Source organism: Candidatus Litorirhabdus singularis, from assembly GCF_026262625.1.
Classification (GTDB): Bacteria; Pseudomonadota; Gammaproteobacteria; order Pseudomonadales; family Halieaceae; genus Litorirhabdus; species Litorirhabdus singularis.
This window is the reverse complement of the sequence record NZ_SHNN01000001.1, coordinates 426397-444721: the sequence shown is the minus strand read 5'-3', so window position 1 is coordinate 444721 and position 18325 is coordinate 426397. Positions and strand designations below refer to the sequence as shown.

General features: G+C 53.7%; 7 protein-coding genes (1 of these 7 cut by a window edge). 6 read left to right on the top strand and 1 reads right to left on the bottom strand.

Translation table 11 applies throughout. From position 1 onward, the window contains the following. Positions 1-118: 118 nt before the first annotated feature. The gene (locus EYC98_RS01935) at positions 119-376 is read right to left on the bottom strand and encodes a TIGR02647 family protein (protein ID WP_279243616.1); all 258 of its coding nucleotides are present in this window, start codon (positions 374-376) and stop codon (positions 119-121) included. Positions 377-517: 141 nt separating this feature from the next. Here EYC98_RS01935 and EYC98_RS01930 point away from each other — a divergent pair, with 141 nt between their 5' ends. The 6 genes from EYC98_RS01930 to EYC98_RS01905 all read left to right on the top strand — a co-directional run. Continuing rightward, positions 518-2542 (top strand): pyrroloquinoline quinone-dependent dehydrogenase, encoded by a 2025-nt coding sequence (locus EYC98_RS01930; RefSeq protein ID WP_279243615.1) that lies wholly within the window; start codon positions 518-520, stop codon positions 2540-2542. A gap of 118 nt (positions 2543-2660) precedes the next feature. Continuing rightward, positions 2661-3968: an amino-acid N-acetyltransferase gene (gene argA, locus EYC98_RS01925; protein ID WP_279243614.1), complete on the top strand. Its 1308-nt coding sequence runs from the start codon at positions 2661-2663 to the stop codon at positions 3966-3968. Positions 3969-4117: 149 nt separating this feature from the next. After that, complete coding sequence (locus tag EYC98_RS01920) at positions 4118-4699, top strand: hypothetical protein (RefSeq protein WP_279243613.1); 582 nt, start codon at positions 4118-4120, stop codon at positions 4697-4699. Between the two features lie 73 nt (positions 4700-4772). Further along, positions 4773-5288 carry an NUDIX hydrolase gene (locus EYC98_RS01915; protein ID WP_279243612.1) on the top strand — a complete coding sequence of 172 codons (516 nt, stop codon included), beginning with the start codon at positions 4773-4775 and terminating at the stop codon, positions 5286-5288. A 356-nt stretch (positions 5289-5644) separates the two neighbouring features. Next, positions 5645-7030, top strand: coding sequence for a TolC family outer membrane protein (locus tag EYC98_RS01910; protein ID WP_279243611.1), 1386 nt, complete (start codon positions 5645-5647; stop codon positions 7028-7030). Between the two features lie 128 nt (positions 7031-7158). Continuing rightward, on the top strand, positions 7159-18325 hold the start of the coding sequence (locus EYC98_RS01905) for a DUF4347 domain-containing protein (protein WP_279243610.1). It continues 17870 nt past the right edge of the window; 11167 of the gene's 29037 nt are visible here — the first part of the coding sequence; the start codon lies at positions 7159-7161; its stop codon lies beyond the right edge, outside the window.

Here is an 18325-nt window from a genome sequence, read left to right as displayed (position 1 = left end):
TACAAGTAGCATGCCGTACCGGTTTGTTAGCGGATTACCGAGGCGACTGAGTAAACGGCAGTATTCCTCTTACACAGCAATTTGATGTCCTGGTCGGGTTTATTCTGCCATCAATGCTTCAGTGTTCGCTGACCGCGGCCGCTTCGGGTCGTAGCATTCCGCTGAGTGCCTGCGCGTGGGTTTGGGCCTCGATTCCTGCGTTAGTCAGGTAACCGCCATCGTCGTTGCTGACCAGACCCTTCGTGTGCAGACTTTGGCAAGCCTCTATGACTTCGGGTCGTGCGTCCGAGTGAACCTTGATGCCGCGCTCTAGAGAGGCGCTATCAAACTGCAGTAGCAGGTTCATTTCTTCCATAATCGCTGGGGTAAAGGGCAAATCGTCTTCCTCATGCTGGTCGCCGCCATACGGCATACCATTGAAGTTAGCAGATGCCGCCCGCTACCGCCAATGCCACCGTTGTGACGGAGCTGCGGTGTGGCGTCAGGGGGCTGGTCAGACTTACTGTGGAGGCTGATAATGAGTCAGGCTTTGTCAGAGTACGGGATGATGCGCACACCAGCTCCACGACTATTCATTTGTGTTCTGTTACCGGCGTTGTTCTTGTTAAGCAGCTGCGGTGACACGCCGCCAAGCTACTTAAAAAAGCTCAGCGCTAGCGCAGACAATACCACCACCTGGCCCGATTACGGCGGTGCCAAGGCTCAACATTACGCTGCACTAAACGACATTAACGTCGACAATGTTGGCAGTTTGGTTCGCGCCTGGGAGTACCGCACCGGCGATGTCTCTGATGGCAAGGGAGATATGCCCGCCACCAGCGCATTCCAAAACACACCGCTGCTGATGAACGGGACCCTGTTCCTGTGCACTCCGTTTAACCGCGTAATTGCCCTAAATCCGGTTAGTGGGCAGGAGCGCTGGAAGTATGACCCGCAACTCGACACCAGTGGTGATTTTGCGAATCAGCTGGTATGTCGCGGTCTGGCCTGGTGGGAGGCGCCTGCGGAGGCAGAGCCCGGTTTTTGTGATGCCCGCCTTTTTATGGCTACTCTGGATTCGCGTTTGATTGCGCTGGACGCAGAGACCGGCCAACGCTGCAGAGGTTTCGGCGTTGACGGCGAGGTGGATCTGGCTGACGGCGTTGGTGACGTCAACTGGTACGGCGAATACTCGCATACCTCGCCGCCTGCGGTGATTGGTGACGCCGTGATCGTCGGCGGCGCGGTTGGTGACAATGCACGTATTAATGCCCCTTCCGGCGTGGTGCGAGCCTTTAATGCTCGCAGCGGTGAGTTGCTGTGGAGCTGGGACCTGGCTCCGCCCAATTACCATCCGGCTCCGGCGCAGATGACCGAGCACGGATATGTGAAAGGGACGCCCAATGTGTGGGCGCCTATCAGTGTCGATGCCAGTCGTGATCTGGTGTTTGTGCCAACCGGCAATCCCTCGCCAGATTATTACCGTCCAGCGGCACTGGCGCTGGACTATTACGGTAGCTCGGTAGTTGCGCTGCGCGGCAGTACCGGTGAGGTGGTTTGGAATTACCAGATGGTGCACAACGATCATTGGGATTTTGACACTCCGGCGCAGCCGGCGCTGGTTGAACTGCAACGTGCTGGCGAGTCGGTGCCGGCACTGGTGCAGGCGACCAAGATGGGATTTCTTTTTGTGCTGCACAGAGAAACCGGCGAGCCGCTGTTCCCGGTTGTCGAGAAACCAGTGCCGCAGGTGAACATTGCCGGCGACACGTTGTCCCCAACCCAGCCCTTTCCGCTCAAGCCGCCACCGCTGGTACCGATCTCGCTGCAGCCCGCCGATGCCTGGGGTCTGACCCCGTGGGATCGCGGTTGGTGTCGTCGGGAGCTGGAGTCATTGCGTTTTGAGGGCATGTATACCCCGCCCACGGAAGCCTGGACCTTAATGTATCCCGGTAATGCAGGCGGCTCTAACTGGGGTGGCATTGGCATTGACCCGCAGCGGCGTATTGCTATTGCCAATGTTATGGATGTGGCCTGGGTGGTGCGACTCATCAAACGTGCTAAATTTGCCGAGGTGCGCCGGGACAACGCGGGGGAAATTAGCGCGCAGAGCGGCACCCCTTACGGTATGTGGCGCAAGATGCTGGTATCGCCACTGGGCCTGCCCTGTAGCCCGCCTCCCTGGGGCAAATTGGTAGCCATTGACCTGGACGCGGGAGAGATTCTTTGGGATGTGCCGTTGGGAACCGTGCGGGACTTGGTACCGGCGCCGGTGCCGTGGAAGCTGGGTGTGCCCAACCTCGGCGGGCCGTTGCTGACCCAGTCCGGTCTGGTGTTTATTGGCGCTGCGATGGATGACTATATTCGCGCCTTCGATATCCGCAGCGGTGCCGAGTTGTGGAAAGCGCGCTTGCCGGCGGGTGGGCAGGCCACACCTATGAGCTATGCGGTAACCGATGCCCAGGGTCGGCAGCGTCAATTTATCGTGATCGCCGCCGGTGGGCATGGTACTGCGGGCACGCGATTAGGCGACAGCCTGGTGGCGTATGCATTGCCCGACTGAGCACGGGTCTAACTTAGTGGGGGTGTGGGGCAGTGCTGTGCATTATTGCCATTAGGCAAATCTGCTGGCTTTAGGTACCCTTAACAACTTCAAATTTTTCAATGACTTGGATCCGATTGTGACCACTCCCGGGCGTGACTACATACGCTGGCTAAGGAACACCGCACCCTACATCAATGCACACCGGGGTAAAACCTTTGTGCTGATGCTGGGAGGCGATGCTGCGCGTCATGAAAACTTTCCCAATATCATTCATGATCTGGCGCTATTGAACAGCCTCGGTGTGCGTCTGGTGGTAGTGCATGGCGCGCGGCCGCAAATTGATGAGCGTCTGCAGCAGGCGGGATTGTCCAGTAGCTTTCACAACGGGCTGCGGATTACCGATAGCGCGGCGCTTGAGCATGTTAAAGATGCTGCCGGATCGTTGCGGTCGCAGATAGAAGCTCTATTGTCTATGGGACTGCCTAACTCTCCTATGCAGGGCTCACGCATGCGCGTGTGTTCAGGAAATTTTGTGACCGCTAAGCCCATTGGGGTTCGCGACGGCATCGATTTTCACCACACCGGTGAGGTGCGGCGTATTGACAGCACCGGTATCCAGCAACAGTTGCAAGATGGTTCGATTGTGCTGCAGTCGCCGCTGGGCTACTCGCCCACCGGTGAAATTTTCAGTTTGGCACTGGAAGATGTTGCCATGCACTGTGCGGCTGCAATTGGCGCTGACAAGCTGGTGTTGTTTGGTGCTGCCGAAGGCTTGCTGGACGCTGACGGTGAGCTGGTGCGCCAGTGTTCTGTGGGTGCGGCCAGTGAACTGTCCATTCCTGATGCCGATCAAGCTGCGCTGCTGGATGCTGCGAGACGCGCCTGTCTGGGTGGCGTAAAGCGTTGCCAGATCGTCAGCTATCAGGACGATTGCGCGTTATTGCAGGAGCTTTTTACTCATGATGGCAGTGGCACCTTGATTGCCGAGGATGAGTACGAACTGTTACGCACCGCCAGCATTGATGACGTAGGTGGGATTTTGGAATTGATTCAGCCGCTGGAACAGGAGGGCGTGCTGGTTAAGCGCTCGCGTGAGTTGCTGGAATCAGAAATCGGTCAGTTTCGATTGTTGGAGCGCGATGGCAGAACTATTGCTTGTGCGGCCCTATACCCGTTCAGTGAGGACGGCTGTGGCGAGATAGCCTGTATCGTATCGCACCCGGACTACCGTGGTGGTGAACGTGGGCAGCGCCTGTTGGTGGCGCTGGAGAATGAAGCGCGCCGGCTGGGTTTGGCGCGGGTGTTTGTCTTGACTACGCAAACCGCGCATTGGTTTCTTGAGCAGGGTTTTGTGGAGAGTACGCCGGACTCCCTGCCGTCGGCCAGGCAGTCGCTGTACAACTTGCAGCGCAACTCTAAAGTATTTTTCAAAACGCTGCAGTAGTCCCTCTGAGTTGTGTCCGTGGCATTTTTACGCAGAAACTGCCGCCTTTGACGCTTTCTGCGGCAGCGCCTTTTTCCTGCAATCTATACTAGCCAGTGCTGGCGGCGTAAGATGCTCCGGTATTTATCAAAACGAATGGGGACTTCCGTATGAAACGCATTATTATTCTCGCCGCAATTGGTATTAGCCTGGTTAGTGGGCCGGCAGCAGTGGCCCAGAAAAGTGGTCAAAGTGCAAAAATCACCGTCGGTGTGGTAGAGCAGGCCCAGAGGGTGGAGCTTCAGTCTGAGGCGCGCAAAGGTGCTCTGGTGGGCGGTGCCCTGGGGTGGGCAGCAACCCGGAACAAATCAAGCGCCAAGCAAGCTGGTGGGGCCCTGTTAGGTGCCACTGCTGGCGGTGCTGTGTCGAGTAGTGCCCAAGGTGATCGTAGTGGTATGCAGTATGTGATCCGTACGGGTGAGGGCAGCGCTATTACGGTGGTCACGGACCAGACTCAGATCAAGGTGGGTGATTGCGTTACCGTTGAAGAAACGGGTAATGGCGCCAATGTGCGGCGCGGTGATCCCAGCATGTGCGAGCCGAAAGCGGCACAGGCGGTAGCAGAGCTGGAGCCTGAATTCCAAGAGGAGGCTCAGGAGTGCGATATGGCCAAGCAGGAGTTGATCAATGCGACTACTGCGGAGCAGGTTGAAGTGGCCAAGATGAAGATGCAGATTCTGTGTAATAACTAATACTTTGGTTTTGTCCGGCCTTGCCCAGTGCGCTTTCCACTGCACTAACGAGACCGGTTTTTGGCATTTGGCAATGAGCAAATATAGGCAGGAGCAAGTTCCAGGGCGCTGCGGAGCGGCACTGCTGAGGGTATGCTTGTTGTTGTCTGGCGCAGGCTTCTCAGCCTGTGCGGTGGAAGCGCCACCCTGCCCTGTTGTTGAGCTGGCCGAGCAAGCTGAGCCGGCGCCCAGCGCCGGTTGTTTCGCTGCGACAGCGGCGGGTTTGTTACTGGTACAGGGTATGAATGGTCACGTTAGCGTGCCCGGCGGATCCAGCCTCAACGATGAAACCCCGCGTTGCACCGCCTTCCGCGAAACCTGGGAAGAAACCGGCCTGAGCCTGCAGCCAAGGGAACTGTTGACCGTTTTTGATACTGGTTTTCATCTTTATCGTTGTGCACATGATGTCGATTCGGGGAGCATTGACCCGCCCCCGCGACTGGAAGTTCGCACCGCGTTTTATTTGCCGGTGAGTGACTTTGCGGAGTATTCCTGGCGCTTTACGTATCAGCGCGAAATTATGCAGCAACTGATGGCGCAGCCGCGCTAAAAGCAGGGATTCTGCAGGCTACTACTGTCAGCTGCGGTTGAATATTTAGATCATACTAAATGATTGTGCCAGCCCACCTGCGGGCATAGGGTCCCCAAGGAGTTAAAGCACCCTGTTATCTCGCAGCTGAGCCCCTATTCCAGTGCAGCGCTGATTTCCGTTTGGCGCGGCCTGCAGTAGCCTCGTACGCCTGCATTAACCTGTTTTTCAGCCTGATGACACCAAGACACTTACTTCCTGCAAGTCCATCGTGAATAAAGTGAGAACCAGTGCCTCCTGAGGACGATTTTGTTTGCCTAAACGATGGCTGTGGCCTATCTTTTACGGGTAATCAATAAACGAATGGAAGCTAGTTTATGTTTGTGATCAGTTCGGTAAGAAAAGCTTTTTCCAAACGAGCATTCGCTGGGGGGGTAGCGGCATTAACCCTGCTGTCCCAGCCCTCATGGAGTGAGGACTTACTAACATTATGGAGCGTTGCCGAAACCACCGACGGCAAGTTTTTGTCAGCGAAGTACAACTACGAAGCCAACAAAGAGGCGATCAAGCAAAGCCGGTCGCAGTTGCTGCCCAACCTCTCCTACGAGTACGAGTACAAAAACACCGACCAGGACATTATCAGCTCTGACAACGAGGTGTTTGATCGCGGCGCCTCCGATTACGCCACCACGACCAACGGCTTCAAGATAACCCAGTCGGTGTTTGATTATTCACGCTGGAAGCGCTACTCGCAGTCCAAGGTCAGCGTCGACAAGGCGGAGGTTGAGTTTGGCCTGGCCCGTCAGGAGCTTATGCTGCGGCTGGCGGAAAACTACTTTTTGGTGCTGGAGCGCGGTGACCAGCTGCTGACCGTGCAGGCCGAAAAAACCGCTATGAATCGTCACCTCAAGCTCGCCGAGGGCAAACTCAAGAGCGGCCTTGGCAAGCGGGTGGATGTGGAAGACGCGCGGGCGCGTTCACTGAATGCGGTGGCCAAGGAATTTGAGTTAGAGAGCCGGCTGGCAGACAGCCAGTATGCCTTGCGCGAAGTGGTGGGTGTTATCCCGCAGCAATTGTTGGTGTTGCGTACTGATGTGCCGTTGGAAAAGCCGCAGCCGGACAGTAGTGCCGAGTGGATCACCATGGCAAACGAGCGCAGCCTTGAGATTCAGTCGATGATGCTGGAGCTGGATGTGGCTCAGCAAGAAATCAAAGTGCTGAAGGGCGGCCATTACCCGACCTTTGAGCTGGTGGTTAACGCTTTGAACACCGACACCGACGGTTCTGTGTACGGTGGCGGCAGCGAGATAGAGACCGCCGATGTGGCCGTGCGCATGAACTTGCCATTGTATTCAGGTGGTTTGACCTCCTCCCAGGTGCGCCAGGCATCGCAAAAGCGTTACAGCGTGCTGGAAACCCTGAATGACAAGCGCCGTATGGTCGAACGCGAGACCCAGGATGCGTACAACCGCATTCACACCGCTATCGTGCAGATAGGGGCCTTAGAGCAGTCGGTTAAAGCTCAGGAGCGCTTGCTGCAAGCCCGTGAGTCCGGTTATCGCACTGGCAGAAATAGTCTGCTCAATGTCCTCGACGCCCAGAATGATTTGTCGCAGGTCCGTCAAGCCTTGACCAAGGCGCGCTACGACTACGTGCTCAATACCCTGAAGTTGAAGTTCGCCGTTGGTGACCTGCAGCCGGATGACCTGGCCCTGGTCAACAGCTGGTTGCAAGTCCCTGCCGCCGAGCCCGCTGCTCTCTGAGCAGTTGTCGGTTTGGTCGTGCGAAAATTAGTGCAATACGCAGGAACGTGTAAACCGGCTAGCCCTCTGATGGCTTGCCGGAGATTAACTTGGTTGGACGCGTCAGTTGCGTCGACCAGCGAGGAAGAATGATGCCCAGAACTCTCTATCGGATGCTGCAATCGCGCTACGCCAAAATGCGCTCACTACGGCAGTACATGTGGAACCAACGTGCTACCGGCGCGCGGCGTCGCAACACCTACCTGGTTGAGCAGCTCGAAAACCGCTACCTGCTGTCGGCCGATGCCGCGCCGCTGGCGCTGAGCGCAGAACTGCTGAATGAAGAGCTGGTGGTGGAGCAACTAGTGGATGCGGGGCTGGCCGATGCGGCTAATGCCCAGGGCCTGGAGCTGGTGCGCCAGCACGAGTCTGACCCGCTGGGTCTGGTAGACGTTAACCCGGAAGCTGATTCTGAAGCTGACGCAGAGCAACCCGCGGCATTAACTGACGCTGAACTTGAGGCCGCAGCGGCGCCAGAGTCCGCAGAAGTTGCCACTGACGGGGAAACCGATGAAGTAGCGACAGAAGAAGAAGTCGCAGCCGTTGCCAGCGATAATCTGGCCGCTATCCATCTGGTACAGCAACTGAACGGGCATCAGGTGCTGGTCGTGGATCGTTCGGTTGATGATTACAAAGAATTGCTGGCCACCTTCATGGGTGATGCCGCCGAAGAGCTGGAGTTCCGTACTCAGGCTACCGCCGATGGCGAGGTATTGATTGCCGATTGGCTAGGTGCGCCGGTTGCGGCTGCAGATGCTGAAACCGATGTAAGTGATGAGTTTGCTGTCGCCGATTTGCCGGAAGCATTAACCGCGCGCACCGGTGCCGAGCGGGTTACTGTCATCCTGTTGAATGGTGAGGCCGATGGTGTCAATCAACTGACTGATGTATTGGCTGCCTATGAAGATATTTCAGCGCTGCACGTGCTCTCTCACGGCGCCGCGGGGTTAGTCCGTCTCGGTACAGCCAGTGTTACCAATAGCAGCCTGGACCGTTATCGCCAGCAGCTGGAAAGCTGGGGCCGTGCGCTCAAGAGTGACGGCGATATTCTTATTTACGGTTGTAATGTGGCCGAGGGCGAAGTCGGGATCAGCTTTGTTGACCGTCTGGCGGGCGTCACTGAGGCCGATATCGCCGCCTCTAACGATGCTACTGGCAACCGCTTTATTGGTGGTGACTGGGTGCTGGAAACTGAGTCGGGTTTTGTCACCGAAACGCTTGATTTCATGACCTCAGAAGACCTTGCGTTTGCTGCCAATGAGCCGCGTTACCAAGGTTTATTGGCGGCCAGTAACGGGGTTATTACGACCGTTCCTACTGCGGCCGGTGAATTTGAAGTGAACGGGGCTATCTCTATCTTCGATGTGACCGGTTTGGCTAACAAGCATATTCAGCTAACCGTGTCTAAACACGCCACAGATATAGAGAAATCAAAAATACTGTTGCAGGAAATAAATGGTGTTACCGGTGTCGCGGTAGGCGCTAGTTCGACTTATGTCTTCAGCGTAAAGGCGGAGGAGTTAACCCTGAAGCTAGGTAACAACGCCAAAAAAGTGCAGCTGCTATTGGAGGAGGAGGTAGCTTCTGTCGATGTTTCATCTGTTAGCGATCTGCAGTTAGCAATCAATAAACGAACCACAGGATATGGAGGTGGGCTAAAAGGCGCCAATCCATTTGACTGGCTAGATCAAAATGGCTCTTTAGCGATCACATTATTGAGCAATGGCCAGATGGGGTCACTAACCGTTGGCAAGAGCCTTGACCAGAACAATATTGATTTAGTTATAGGCGAGAACGCTTTAATTAAAGTCTTGAAAAAGGGCGACGGTTTTGAAGGCAAACTAACGCTCGACTACAAAAAAGATGCATCAGGTGAGATCGAAGCAATTTACGATGCACAAGGCGGCAGCATTCAATACATCGGCAAATTGATGGGTTTTAGTGCCGACGACGTTGTTGCTATTACCTCTGCAGGGGGGAGGCAGGAAGTTATAGTGACTGACCAGAGCCCAATGGAAGTCAATACCGGAGCAGGTGATGATGTCATTCTTGCTGGAGCGAATACCCAAACTCTGATAGGTGGTCAGGGCAATGACCTTTACGTATTCAAGAGCAACGACTGGGGCAACGATGCGGTCATCGACAATGCTGATGATTCTAAGGCAATAGCTGCCGGCCAGCAAAATGCAGGCAGCGATGAGCTGGATTTTTCAAATGTATCCAGGGACCTGCGGGTAGATGTTTATCCTTCAGGAGAGGGTGCTGTTGAAGGTAAGAATGGTGTGCAGGTTGTCGATACGACGAATCCAAATAGCAACAAATTGGTTGATGCCCAGTTTCTGGAAAAGATCAAAGGTAGTTCGGGAGACAATCAATATTTTTTCCACGACAACTGGGGGCAGGGTCTGGCGGGTAACAGCTTTGTCGTCGATGATTCAGGGTTAAATCCACTACCGCCAAATAACCCACCAGTTCAGAGTGTTGTGCCTAAGTCGGGCGAGCTGAACTTCTCTAACGTGACCCACGACCTTGTGTTTGAGCTGGGTGCCAACGGATCCGTGACGGTTAATGCGACTGTTCCTGACCCGGTCGATGCAGAAAAAACCATTAGTTACAAACTTGTTGCAACTGGCATTTTCAATATCGTCGGCGGCAAAGGCAATAATACATACAAGATTTTGAGTGACGAGGCCTTGCAGGGCGCCATCACTTCTGCGGTAGGTGTGGCAGCGGACAAACGGGTAGTGCTGGACTATTCGAGCTATAGCGGGGCGCAGTCGGTCGCAGTAGATCAGGAGCTGATGAGCGCGACCGGCCTGAATCTTAAAGCCGCAGCAGATCAAATTGCAGCTGCAGGCCCGGCTGTTACTACGCTCGCGGAAAAGGAAGTGCAAACGCTCGATCTTACAGGTGCAGTCAGTGGTAGTTTTGTGCTGGGACTTGGTGCTGCGAAAACGGGAGAGGTTGTTTTTGACGCAGACGAACCGGCAAACACTACCAAGAATATACAGGCCGCATTGGACGCATTTACAGGCGCGGGTCTTTTCGCTGTTACGAGCAAAGTAGATAACACCAGCTGGGAGATTGAGTTCAGCGCCCCGGGGGATATTCCTATCATGACAGTCGATGCGACACAGCTTGAGGGTGTTGCAGTCAGTAAAGACCTGGTAGAGAAAACAAAAGGTAAATCAGCTAATGCCGTTGGTGGTATTGATAAAATCACTAGCGTCATTTCTGTTTCCACCGCAGTGGCTGCTACCACGGCCACCGGTGGTGCAACCAACGACCTGCTCTTCGTCGGCACCACAGATCCACAGAAAGCCGGTGCTCTTCAAGGTGGCTCAGGCAAGGATTTGTTGATCGGCAATACCACTGGCGATGTATTGAGTGGGGGTGCGGGCAATGATTTTCTGGCCGGCGGAGACGGCACCGATAAGCTGGTCGGCGGCTCGGGCAACGACACTTTACAGGGTGGCACAAATGTCGATGTGCTGGAGGGCGGCGCCGATGACGACATCCTGATGGGTGGCGGTGGTATGGACACGTTGGATGGTGGTGGTGGCAATGATGTTTTGATTGCTGGAGCCGACAATGACCGCTTAACCGGTGGTGCTGGGGATGATACCTACATCTTCAACAACGGCTGGGGTCAGGACGTCATTAATGAATTCAAGGGCGGCGGCACAGATACCCTGGATTTTACGGCCGTCGATCAGCCGATGCATTATGTATTGAGCAAAGGAAGCTTAGTAGCAGGCAACGGTACTGCTGGTATCACCGAGCCGAAAAAGGGGCCTGGTGGCTACGTTACCGGCTTTGGTGATATCGGTGTGGATTTCGATGCCGGGTCGGATACGGCGACGGTAACGCGCTCAGGTAGTTTTAACGAGATTCAGCAGATTTATCTTGCCGGCGCCAAGCCAGGCGGTGAATTTTCTTTGACAATGTCGGATCCTGAAAATGGGTTGGATTTCACAACAACTCCTCCAATAACCGTTGGGGCAACCGATTCGGCTACGGCAGGTTTCATCAAGAGTGCATTGAAAGGAAAACTAATCGGGTCATCGGGTGAGTTTTTTACAGACGTGAGAGTGTCAGTTACAGGTGCCAGCACGTTCGAAGTGGAATTTTTGCAGCCCGGCAAAACCAATCTAGAGAAAATGACTATCACTCCGGTATCTCTGGCCTATGATGCGCCGGTCCTGGAGCAGGCGCAGGTTGGAGATGCAGCTAACAATCCCGCTTGGGACCTGAATCTCGGTACAGCCGCTTCGGGCACTTTCACCTTACAAACAAGCCTGCCTGGTGGAGCCACAGGTGCTATAAGCATTGATCCGGCCAGCCTCGATCAGACGGCGCTTAATATCCAGGCTGCGCTCGATGCAAAATTGCCTGCGGGCTTCACCAGTGCGGTTAATCAGATTGCTCCCAATTTGTTCAGAATTGAGTTTAATCGTCCAGCTGGAAACACCGACAATGTGACACTGACCGCGCCTGCGGCGGGAAATAGTTTGGCACGTGCACCGTCAGTTGATGGCTTGCAGGACGGTCAGCAAAGCGATGAGATTCAACAGTTGACGATCAATAATGCCGGCAGCGGCACGTTTACGCTGCACTTTGGTGGCAAGTCATCAGAGGAAATTACTTATAGTACGGATCCGACGCTAACCGCAGACGCTATCAAGGAAGCACTGGACAAGATTAAACCAGCCGGATTTTTAAACCAGTTAACTGGGATCATCGGCTCCGGAACGCTCAATTACATCGTAGAAGTGACAGGCAGCGGCACGGCCAATAGCCAAAGTTTCGATATACATTTCGTCAAGCCTGGTGAGACCAATATCGCAGAGATGACGGTCATTGCAGATAAATTGGTCAAGGCTGGCAATGCAGATGTCTCCGCTGTCATTGGCACCCTTGATGATGGCAGTAAAGGTGGTGGTCTGCGCAGAATCGAAACGATTGCCGCCGCCAATGCGGACAACACCTTCACCTTTGGCAACACCATCCTCAATAGTCTGGGTGAGCTTGCCAAGGTGGCGCTCTTGCCTGATGATTTTAGAGATCTTGGTGCATTGAATATCGATACCAGCGTCGCGGCGGCAAATGGTCACGCGCTCATGCTCGACTTCTCCAATGTCAGCGCGGCGATGGAGTTCAAGTTTGAGCAGGTTGATTTCACCAATGAGGTGCAAAAGTTGGCTCTGAACGGGGCAAGCTCCTTTACCTTGAACTATGGAGTGAAAGAGGTGCAGCGTTTGCTGCTGAATGGCAGCCCGTCAGGAAGCTTTACACTCTCTTTCCAGGCGGCTGGTGCTAACACCAATAACCTTACGACAGAAAATATTGTGATCGTCAGCAACGCTGATGGCTCGGTCAATGCAGAAGCAACGCGCTCTGCAATTGAGACTGCGTTGAATGCGAAGGCAGGTCTGGCACCACCAGACGGCTATGTGGTCAATTCCGTTGAAGGCAACAGCAAAGCCTTTGATGTGACGTTTGCAGAAAATGGCGACAAACTTTTAATGACCGCCACCAACCCGACTGGCGGCGTGGCAGCCATAACGGAAAGGCAAAAAGGCGATGAGCAGTCTAGCACTGCGATTAGTGTAGCTGGAGTAACGAACGCCGCTGCGCTCAGTGCTATCCAGAATGCCATCGATGGCATGTTGGGCGCAGGTGAGGCCACAGTAAAGAAGACCAAGGTAGACGGCACTTTTGACATAATCTTCAGTGCACCAAAAGATATCGAACAACTGGTTGCTACATCTGGTGTTGGTGGTACGCCGATAATCACCACGACTACCAATGGCTCTTTGGGTCATACTCAGCTGACAGTCCAGAAAGAATATGCGCTGCCGCAATTTTTTGCCAACTCACTTGTTACCGACGCGTGGAATGCTTACTGGGGTAAGGTCACCTATGACAAAGTGGTGATCAGTCATGTGGATGCCAATACCACCGTGCTTGGCGGTCTGAATAACAACACATTTGCGATAGACGGTAGCACCAGCTTTGCCGGTAGCCTCATTGGGCAAAAGGGGTTCAGGCCGTTGACGGCGCTTGCCGATATCAATGTGCTATTGCAGGCGGTCCAGCTTGATTTGCCCAATATCCGCACGATCAATACTGTGGACTTTTCCGGTTCACAGCCATCGAGTCCGCTGTATACAAATCTTGCCAATTTTTCGCAGGGCAGTGTCGGCGTTTATAAAGTGGCCGACGCTCGTATTGGTAATGAGATTCAACGACTGGTTATTCCCGATGCAAATTTTGGTTCATTTACCTTGCAAGCTGCAGCAACTGCTACTGAGGAAGCGATCGCTAAAACGGCTGAAATTGCCCTGAAAGGTCAAACCACCGCGCAGGTTGCACAGGCGATAGAGTCGGCACTCGACACCGCGCTTGGCAGGGTCGCCGGACAGCCGAACCTTGTCAGAGTAGGTGTAGGAGAAAAGCCCGGTGAATGGGATATTCTTTTCACGACACCGGGTGTTGATTACGCGGCATTGACCTTCGCTGAAGTAGATCCGCTGGCTATTCTCGTGAGCCCAGAGGTCGAAGAGATCAACCCTGACAGTGACCTTAACGGTATGGAGTTGATACTGGACCTGGGCGCTTTGTCCGATGCTGGATCAAATCCAAATCCGCTTTTGGTTGAGAAGTACCAGTTGCAATTGACGACCGTGCAAGGAGGCGTTGTTTCGACAATGGCTTTAGCCAAAGTCGACTGGACAGAGGATATGCTTGAATCTGAACTCGCCAGTCTGATCAAGGTAAATACGTTGCCATTCCGGTTGGTTGGCGTTGAGAACCGTGGAGACAATAAGTTCAAAATCGCATTCACGTCCAATGTAAAACTGGATGTCACTGATGTTAAGGCTACTGCAGAGGCCCGAGAGCAAGACCCTTCCGCTGGGCCAGTGGTCATCGCAGCTGCAGCTGCAGATCCCGCCGACCCAGAATATGCAACCAACAAGGCGCAGGTGCAGAGGCTGATACTGGACGGCGCGACCGCAGGTACGTTTGATCTTAATTATGAAATCAAGCGGGCTGGGCTGGCGAGTCTAGCCGGCAAAGTGACGGTGAATGTAACAAATAACACCGGCGATACGCTAAGAACTCACGTTGCCGATTTACTAAATGCAGACGATAAGCTCGGTGATGCTGGTGTGACGGTTGAGGGTAATGCGACAACGGGCCTTGTTATTACCTTTGCTGCAGCTAAGGTGCAGGGTGAGGTATCCAGGTTGATGGTCGATAATGTCGTCAACCTCACGAAACCAACCGCTGCCATCGTTGCAAACGTTGGTAAGGTTAACGTCTATCGTGATAGCGTCAGCATTGATGCCACTGGAGTTATAGAGGCGGGTACAGAGTCCGTTAATATGATCCAGACCTTCCATCTCAATGGCGCGGATAGCGGTAGTTTTGAAATCAGCTACGGCGGGAAAAAAGCAACTGTCACATTAGACACACCAATTACTTCAAGTCGCATCGATGCTGCTCTGGAAGGCCTGTCTAATATCAACGCCGTCAATGTGACTGGCGATGGAACTCCTGGCTCTCCATTCCGGGTCGAATTTGTCGACCCTGCGGGCATGGGAGTGCCCTTGCTAGAAATTGACTCTAGCAATTTGGCCAAAACCCTACCTGATGCTCCTGGTGCCAAGGCAGTTGTCTTGACCGTCGATAATGGTTCTGCGGCCAGAGCTGAGATACAAAAGATCATTCGCAACAAACCCGCGGTCAGCGAGTTCCAGCTGAATTTCAATGGCGTTATTACGCAAGGCATTGATATCGGGCCGTCACAGGAGAATACCAGAGTTGCTATCAGAGCGGCGTTAGATGCGGCTAACTCCAATCTTCCCCCCGACTTTCGCGTAGTTAATGCCAGCGGAGCAGATAGCTGGTATGTGCGCTATGGCGATGTTCGTAAGCACGATGTGATGACTGCTCTGGTGGAGGGCGATTTTTCCCAGATTGCCCAAAAGGGCAATCCGTTCAGCGAGGGCGCTAAAACCGGGTTCACCGGCATTTTGCAAAATATGTCTAACGTCACCTATGGCCCGGGTGTGAATCTCCTGCTGGGTTCTTCGCTGGGTTACCAGGAGGCACTGCTGGCAAAGGCGTCTGCGTCCGTGGCGTCTCCGGGCGTCACTTCTTTGGGACAGAACGTCTTTACCGTAGGCGGTAATTTAATCAGTCAGCTTGCAGAGTCGGCAGCTAGTAAACTCGGTGGGTCTGATACCAGCAAGTCCGTAGCGAAATTTTTGTCCAACACCGTTACCTCTTCATTAATCAGCGGCAAGCTCCGACTTGGTGAGCAGACATTTGCGCCGGGTGTGCATCTGCTATCCGGTTTAACGGGTGGTGATACCTATGCCTTCAGTGGTATCTGGGGCGCGGCGGCTGTTTTTGAGCTGCCAACTTTCAATGTTCTAGGGGTAGACCCATTCAATTTTGGCTACGACACGCTTGATTTAAGGAAGGTGGACTCTGGTGACACCATTGTCGATATCTGGAGCGTGACGTCAGATAATGTCGATCGTTGGAATAAGGAGCTCTCCACATTTGGCGCAGGGGTTCCCTCGGTTAGTGTTGGCGCCAATTTAATTACTGTTAGAAATACGGCTCTTACAGGCACCACATTTGGCAGTAGCTCCGAGTTCGGTGCCAACTACATTATTGCGACTGGCATTGAGAACCTGATGCTGGGCGAAAATAAGAGCACCGTCAGATTCCATGGCGATGCGCGGTTAGACGGGGTAATCACCTACGTTCAGATCGGTCAGTTGATACTGGATTACAGCGACTACACCGGTAGTGTGAATGTGAATGGCACGGCGGGCATTGAGTATCAGGTGATACCGCCGTTTAGTGTCCCGATTATTGGCGACTATGAAGGTCGCGTAGTGGAATATGGCAAGGCTTCCGGCGTATTGGGTGGCCGAGCGGCCGGTTTAAGCAACATCATTCCGTTAGGCAATGGCGATCTGTCTCCGATCAATAATGGCGTGTCAAATCTTCAGCATGTTATCGGGTCCAGAGGGAACGATATCCTTATTGGTAATAGCGAGGACAATATATTTACCATTGGCCAGGGCGGTTTTGACACCGTCGACGGAACACAGCGGGGTTTGGGTAACGTTAATCTGGGCTTGGATGAGCCCTCCGATCCGAACAAGAAGAGCAGTAGCAATACTGTCGCATTTGGCGACCTGATTGTAGATCCCGATAATAGAGATCTTGATCGCCCTTCTGATCTTACTGTCGACCTGCAAATAGGAGCGGCAGTTAATACCAGTGGTGCGGGGGATATATACCTGCTCACTTTAAATCAGGTGTTTCCCAGTAAATTTATCCTCACTGATGATTCCAGCACGGAGGAGACGGGTACCACTACTGACCTAAATATCAATGCAACGGCAGCTGATGTTAAAGCTGCATTGGAGAAATTCGATTCCATTGCTGCGGCCGCTGTGACCAAGCTTGATCGCGGCTACAGCATAAAGATCACTCCCAGCGCGCCGGGTTCAATGCCTGTTCTAAAGGCACAAAATTCAGTTTCAAATCCGGTGCAAAGTTTTGTGCGCCCAGAACGTCTGCTAAATGCAGAAGTACCCGGGACAGCAGGCATGCAATCGGTCGTCGATCTAGACGTGCAGGCAACCAGTGGCTTTTATTCGATCACTGTGGGTGCTGAAACAACAGCACCCATTGCCTGGGATGCGACGGTAAGTGATTTAACTGCTGCGCTCGATGCGCTCGATAAGATATACGAGGTAGCGATTGGCAAGACCGGCGCACTGTTTCATATTGTATACCAGGGCCCAACGGCGTTAAGCGTTAACCTGTCACCCGGATTGCAAAGCGGGGGTGTACCTACAACTGGGGCCATTGATGGTGACGGTGTGTTAACCGTTAATGCCGATAGTGGCTACTATTCCCTCTCCTCGAATAACGGTACGCTCAGCTCGACAGCCTTGAGATTTGATGCGGATGCTGCGCAGGTTCAATCGACGCTGGATGCTATCGCTCCTGAATCTTACTCCGTAACTACCGATGAAAATGGCGTTATCACGATAACGCCAGTCGAAGCTGCGCTAGCACTGAGTGTCGAGTCGGCAGCGGGAGCGGTGGGTTCCGTAGCATTTTTGGAGAATAGCCGCGGCCAACGGTTGGTGATTGATGGCACGGAGGGATCATTCACTATATCTATTGCTACGAATACTGGCTTTGATTCTGTTGTGCTGCCCTGGGACGCATCAGCAGATGACGTAAAGACAGCGCTGGAAGATCTTGGAAGCCCGGTTGCAGATGTAACAGCAGTTGCTGGGCAAGTCGGCTCCTTTGATATCACTTTCACTAGCGGGCAAGCCATCCCCAACTATATTGTCAGCCCCTACGGCGTGGGTTTGGCCGACGTGGCGTCGCTGAAGAATATCCAGAATATCGTCAGCGGTAACGGTGATGATGTATTGATTGGGGATGACGGCGCTAACACCTTTTCGTTTAGCGATAACAGCGGTAGCGATGTTGTTTATGGCATGGGAGGGGCGGATGTACTGGATTTCTCCGAGCTCACGGTCCCCCGTTACGGTAAGACATTAGCTGATGGCTGGGTCGAATATAGCTGGACCAGTGAGGATGGCAAGGCCAACAAGGTTGTGGCCAAAGGGGATTTCACGATTATTGTTCCTAAAACCACAGAGGACTCGATTGGTGAATTTTTTCAACTGGTACCGAAGGCAAGAGAGGGGACCTTGCTGGCGACGACGGTGCCTGCATTACAACCAGCAGATACACAGTCTCTGGCTTTACAGGCGTCAGCAGCGGCTACTCTGGCAACTGCACCTGCAACTGTAACTGAGCCGGCTACAATCACAGCGGCAGGGGCCAGCGACATTAATGCCGTTCTTGATGAAGCGATTAGCCGCTGGAATCAGGTACTACCCAACGGTACGAGTGTGCCTTTCAATATTCAGTATATTGTTGCTGCTGTCGCGGGTGAGTCGGGGCAGTTGGCGGGCAGTACCTATGATGCCGACACGGATACCTATACGGTAACATTGGATGATAATGCAGCCGGGGCGGGGTGGTATATTGGTGCGACCCCCTTTGATGATACTGAGTTTGCAGCGGTTACGCCTCCCGCTGGCGTCGATCTGATGACCGTGTTGATGCATGAGCTGGGTCATGTGATGGGTATTACACACCCGGAATCTGAAGTAACGCCGGATCTGATGAATACGA

Excerpts from the sequence above, each read along its gene's own strand:
- EYC98_RS01920 (WP_279243613.1), top strand. The coding sequence starts at position 4,118 with ATGAAACGCATTATTATTCTCGCCGCAATTGGTATTAGCCTGGTTAGT.
- EYC98_RS01910 (WP_279243611.1), top strand. The coding sequence starts at position 5,645 with ATGTTTGTGATCAGTTCGGTAAGAAAAGCTTTTTCCAAACGAGCATTC.
- EYC98_RS01930 (WP_279243615.1), top strand. The coding sequence starts at position 518 with ATGAGTCAGGCTTTGTCAGAGTACGGGATGATGCGCACACCAGCTCCA.
- EYC98_RS01915 (WP_279243612.1), top strand. The coding sequence starts at position 4,773 with ATGAGCAAATATAGGCAGGAGCAAGTTCCAGGGCGCTGCGGAGCGGCA.